Source organism: Bacteroidota bacterium, assembly GCA_018698135.1.
Classification (GTDB): domain Bacteria; phylum Bacteroidota; class Bacteroidia; order CAILMK01; family JAAYUY01; genus JABINZ01.
The window spans coordinates 1-5,680 of sequence record JABINZ010000175.1; the positions used below are offsets into that span (position 1 = coordinate 1).

The window sequence follows — 5,680 nt, forward strand, 5'->3', positions numbered from 1 at the left end:
AAATATTAATAAAACAAACTCTCGATTGTTTTAAGGTTGAAACGCTATAATGATGAAAATCATCAAAGAACACACCTAAGCCTGTAATAAATTCTGGGGGTTTAATCAGCCTCAAGACAAGTGAATTGCTCCCATTATCAGAATGAACGACTTGAGCTAAACCCGAAACAAAGGAAATAACATGCGTGCTTTTGGTACCTTGCTTATAAATCAATTCACCATTTTTATAATCTACGGTATATCTGTTTTCAGACATATACTTCAGCTGGCTTTCCGTTAAGGAATTAAAAATTGAAGACTTATAATCACAATTTAAACAACCAATATCATCACAACAACTCATAAATCAAATATAAACCAGCAACTTACACAATTGACATTTGTCAATTAAAAGTGCTACATATTATTTTAAAAGATGCAAATATAACAAGGGTAAATGAAATTAATAATACATCTCGTTTTTAAAATATAAAGATGTGTTTATATAACTTGCAACTGTTTTTGTGCTGGGTGTTTCACTCAATTTTATTTGTTTCAGGAAGGAAGTTGTGAAGAGGAACAAAGACCATTATATCAATGGCTAGTTTAGCTGCTAACGCTCACGAATTCAACAAATAATAAAATTGAATAGAAAAAAGCTGCCATTGTTCAGGCAGCTTTTAAATATTATTTTCATCATTCATTCAGTAATATCCAAACAATGACATTCCTCAACGGTCTATACCACAAAAAGCTATTTCCATTTTGGATTCAGATTATAACGTTGCTCTTCTTTGTTTTCATCGTCATCATAGGATTTGGTATATCAACTGATGATTCTGCGCTTGCCAAACAATTACGAAATACAAATCTTGCCAATTTAATTGTTTGGTCCTATTGGTGGCCACTAATTATCGTTTCAGCTGTACTATTTGGAAGGCACTGGTGTACGATTTGTCCTATGGAATTGGTTACTGCTGTGGTTGCTAAATTTGGATTTCAGCGAAAAGTTCCCAAATCAATTAAATCAGGTTGGATAATTACCATCCTCTATGCATTTATTGCCATTGTCGCCATCCATTACTGGGCAATCCATCGCCTACCTCATCGAATGGCTCTTTATATGATCTTTTTGTTTGGATTATCAATTCTTGTTTCTATTGTATTTGAGAAAAGAGCATTTTGCTCCTATTTTTGTCCGGTAGGAAAACTATTAGGAATATATGCTTTGCTGGCTAAAGTTGGTATCCGGATTAAAAGTAGCGATACATGCCAAAATTGTAAAACAAAAGAGTGTATTAGCAAAAAACTTCATTATGAAATTGCAGGAAGGTCCTGTACTTCAAACCTCTATCCTGCATACATTGAAACAAATAATGACTGCATTCTTTGCTCACAATGCATCAAAGTTTGTCCTCATCAAAATATAGAATATAAAAAAAGTAAATTTTCATTTAGCAATAACAGCCGTATCCGATTAAACAGTGCCGAACTTGGAATGATACTTCTTTTGACAGGTTTTGTAGTCTATGAAATTCTATCAAGCTGGAAGGAAAGCAAAGAATTACTATTATGGCTTCCAGAATATTATCAAACCTTAAGCATCTCCTCCTTACTTCCTGCAAAAATAAATGAGGGGATCATCCTTTTCGTTTTACTTCCTTTTGTTTTTTTGGGTATTGGAGCTTATTTGAGAAAAATTTTCAGCAAAGAAAGCTTGTTCGATTCATGGGCTCAAATTTCATTATATATACTTCCAGTTATTGCTTTTGCGCATATATTCAAAGCTCTACTAAAAACAGTTTCGAGAATCCCCTATTGGCAATATTCACTTAAAGATTTCAGTGGAGAGCAGTATGCTCAGCAAATTGTTGATGGCATTGTCGTTATTCCCAAGCACGAATTATTAAGCTTCCTGATACTGATTATTGGTTTACTTTTATTGCTATACGGATTTATTATTGGCATTCGAAGAATTATGCAAACAACCAATACAACAACATCTGCAAAGTATATCAGTAATGTTATTGTATTGGTCTATTTTTCTGTATTAGCAAGTGCAGCTGTTATTCAAGTAATTAACCATTCCTTATAAATTGATAGAATAAATTTCTGCTAAAAGTTTGTAGTAAATCCTTTGTGTTTCCAAATATAAATCGATAAGCTCATAATTAAAAGACAGTTCGTTAATATAATCAATAATAGAAAACTCACCACTTTCCAAAGCTTTGTCCAAATACATTCGATTTGATGTAGTACTTAGGCTTTTTTCTAATGTATCGATTAATTCTTTCAAACTTTCTGCTTTCGTATACTTTCTGTCCAATTCGTCAATCAGGCGAGTTTCATTCTCTTTGAGATGACTTCCTATATACAACTTATTGGCTTTGGCTGCCTGAACTTTTTTTGATTGATGCCACAATGGAATACTAATGCCAGCCTGAAGGCCTTGGTAGTTTCCGCTAGGTTCGAATTCAGATTGATAACTCAGTAAAATATCTGGCAACCATTCTTGTTTTTGGATGCTTTCATCATAGGCAGCAGACTTTAATTTCAAGCTAATAAGCATTAATTCGGGATGCTTGCTTTGATATTGTTTTTTCAAATCATCCAGACTTGATATCTCACCACTATTGTATTTCAATCCATCCAGATCAAGTTCCTTTCCTCCATTAATGCTATTTAATTCAGATTGAAGATCATTCTGCAGTTGCTTTGTTTTTTCGTATTTAGCATAAAGCAGTAAATACAAAGACTGGATTTTATTGAATGCAATAATTGAAACCTGACCTGCCTGCAATTGCTTTTCATAAAGTGTCAGCAAAGTCTCAGCATTTTCTTTCCGATCTGATATCATCAGAAGGGACTGGGACACATATATGTAGTCGCATAAAAGTTTTTTTGCATGCAGTAAAACATTCATGCGATCCAACAAAAAACTGGTTTTACTTTGTTCCTGATTTGTTCCAGCTAACTTAAATTTACTGAAATACTTAGTAGGAAATTCCAAGGATTGATTAATCGTATATAATTCCTTGACTCCCATAATAGGAGAGTTCCCTGGAAAATAACCGTAGGTAATAGTCGGATTTTCAGGAAGCAGGCCTGTTTTAGCTTGAATACTATTTGCCTCACTTTCAAGTTTTGCCGATTGTATGCTTAAATTATTTGTTTCTATGTGCTTAAGTATATCAGCCATAGAATTTTGCGCTGCTAATTTTTGTGCAAACAAAAACAGGAGCATCAGTATGATATAACGATAGTTCATAACTATGATTTTTTTCTATGATAAATGAAATAAACTATTGGAATGATATAAATATTCAAAAAAGTTGAACTGATCAAACCACCAAGTATTACTTTAGCCATAGGACTCTGAATTTCATTCCCAGGCTCTGTTCCTGCCATCGCCAAGGGGATAAGTGCCAGTGCAGCTGTTAATGCTGTCATTAAAATTGGATTCAATCTGTCAGCCGACCCTTTAATGATAATATCCCTAATTGACATATCCGATTCCTGCAGATTTCGATATCTGGAAACTAATAACAGTCCATTTCGCGTAGCAATCCCAAAAAGAGTGATGAAACCAATAATAGCAGGAATATTTAGATTAGCAGACGTAAGCCAAATGGCAAATACTCCTCCTATTAAGGCCAGTGGTAAATTAATTAGAATGATAGCTGAAAGTTGAATGCTTTTGAACTCCTGATAAAGCAAAACAAAAATAATCAGTAAGGCAATAATGGAAGCAAAAAGTAGTGTACGGGATGCTTTTTCCTCACTTTCAAACTGCCCACCATATACAATTCTTATATCATCGCTTAAAGTTAATTTGGCTTTTATATTTTCGTCAAGTTCATTGACAACGCTTCTAACATCTCTTCCTTCTACATTAATGCTAACAACCAGTTTACGTTGTACATTCTCTCGTTGAATTGTTGTAGGGCCTGATGCTGATTTTATATGTGCAACTTCTGAAAGTGGTACTTTTATATTATTTCCATCAATTAGAATATCACCTACCTTATTGATATCATTTCTCAAATGATCTGGCAAACGAACAACCATTTCAAATGATCTTTCCTCTTCAAATACATCGGAGACCTTTAATCCATTGAAATAGACTTCGATAAATTCATTAAATTCATTTATTGAGATACCATATTTTGCCAACATGGCTCTGTTTGGTTTGATATTAATTTGAGGGATTTCAATTTGTTGCTCGACACTTAAATCAGCTACGCCTTCAATATCTTTTGCTAATTCTTCAATTTTTTTTGCTGAAGCATACATTTCTCTGAGATCAGTGCCAAAAAGCTTGATCGCAATATTGGCTTTTGAACCTGAAAGCATGTGGTCGATTCGGTGACTAATTGGTTGCCCAACTGTGATGACAATTCCAGCAATGCCTTTCAGTTTATCTCTAACTTCTACCAGAAAATCACCTCTTGATTTTTTATCTAATGAAAATGGAGCTTCAATTTCAGAAACATTTTCACCAAAAGAGTGTTCAGCCAATTCAGCTCGTCCTGTTTTTCGTAAAGTTTTTTCTATTTCCGGAATTTCAAGCAAAGCAAGTTCTGCTTCCCTACCTATTCGATCAGACTCCTCCAATGATATTTCAGGAACAGAAGCAACATTTATTGTTAATGAGCCCTCGTTGAAAGGTGGAAGAAAGTTTCGCCCGAAATTCATGAAAACAATCAGCGTAAATCCAAATAAACCAAGAGTTCCAAAAACAAACAATTTTTTGTGTGACAAAGCATAGTTTAAACTTTTCGTATATACTGCTCCTACATTTCGCTCTATCCAACTTCCTTTTTGTGTTCGATTTAAAAATTTATCATTGGACAAAAAGATAGAACATAGAACAGGTGTTAAAGTTAATGCAACGACCAAAGAACTGACCAATGCCACCATATAGGAAATCCCAAGTGGTTTTAACATTCTGCCTTCAAATCCTGAAAGAAAGAAAAGAGGCAAGAAAGCAATGATAATGATCAATGTTGCATTTAAAATAGATGCTCTGATTTCTTTCGATGCCTCAAAAACCACCTTCAATTTGTTTTCTTTAACCGTCTTAACAGCATTTTCCTTGAGTCGCTTGAATACGTTTTCGACATCTATTATGGCATCATCAACTAAAGAACCGATAGCAATTGCCATTCCACCCAAACTCATGGTATTAATGGATAAGCCGAGCATTTTCAAAACCAATATCGTAATCAACAGAGAAATTGGTATGGTAATCAAGGAAATAACGGTTGTTCTTATATTAAACAAAAACAAGAAAAGGACTATAAATACAAAAACAGAGCCTTCTAAAAGCACCTTCATAACATTCCGCACAGCGATTTCTACAAAACCAGCTTGTTCATAAATCGGCTCATGAATTTCTACTAAATTATACTCAGCACTTATTTTTGCAAGCTCATCATTTAATTTTTCAGTAATCTTTACCGTATTAACATCAGGTTGCTTTGTAATAATTACTGCAACTGCAGGATCTCCTGAATAAGAGGCCGTACCAATCCTAGGACTCCCTCCTATTTTAACTTCTGCTACATCAGCAAGCGTAATGGGTTTGCCATCTTTTAATTTGACAACAGTCAAGCCCAATTCATCACTATTTGTTGTTCGTGATAAACCCCTGATGGTATACTTTTTACCAAACTGGTTAATAAAGCCACCTGCTGCATTA

4 protein-coding genes are annotated in these 5,680 nt (G+C 34.2%); 1 reads left to right on the forward strand and 3 read right to left on the reverse strand.

All coding sequences use genetic code 11. From position 1 onward, the window contains the following. A partial coding sequence (locus HOG71_11555; protein MBT5991475.1) for a cyclic nucleotide-binding domain-containing protein occupies positions 1 to 343 on the reverse strand: 343 nt, incomplete at its 3' end. A gap of 357 nt (positions 344 to 700) precedes the next feature. On the opposite strand from HOG71_11555, the gene HOG71_11560 reads away from it, so the two are divergent. After that, positions 701 to 2,074, forward strand: coding sequence for a 4Fe-4S binding protein (locus tag HOG71_11560; protein ID MBT5991476.1), 1,374 nt, complete (start codon positions 701 to 703; stop codon positions 2,072 to 2,074). Here the strand turns inward: HOG71_11560 and HOG71_11565 are convergent. Both HOG71_11565 and HOG71_11570 read right to left on the reverse strand, forming a co-directional pair. Then, a complete protein-coding gene (locus HOG71_11565) occupies positions 2,069 to 3,247 on the reverse strand; it encodes a TolC family protein (GenBank protein MBT5991477.1) in 1,179 nt (392 codons plus the stop codon). The two genes, HOG71_11560 and HOG71_11565, sit on opposite strands and share 6 nt — an antisense overlap. A gap of 2 nt (positions 3,248 to 3,249) precedes the next feature. Beyond that, positions 3,250 to 5,680: efflux RND transporter permease subunit (locus HOG71_11570; protein MBT5991478.1), on the reverse strand; the 2,431-nt coding region annotated here is incomplete at its 5' end.

Bases quoted from the DNA above. Each gene is read 5' to 3' on its own strand.
- HOG71_11560 (MBT5991476.1), top strand. From the start codon at position 701: ATGACATTCCTCAACGGTCTATACCACAAAAAGCTATTTCCATTTTGG.
- HOG71_11565 (MBT5991477.1), bottom strand. From the start codon at position 3,247: ATGAACTATCGTTATATCATACTGATGCTCCTGTTTTTGTTTGCACAA.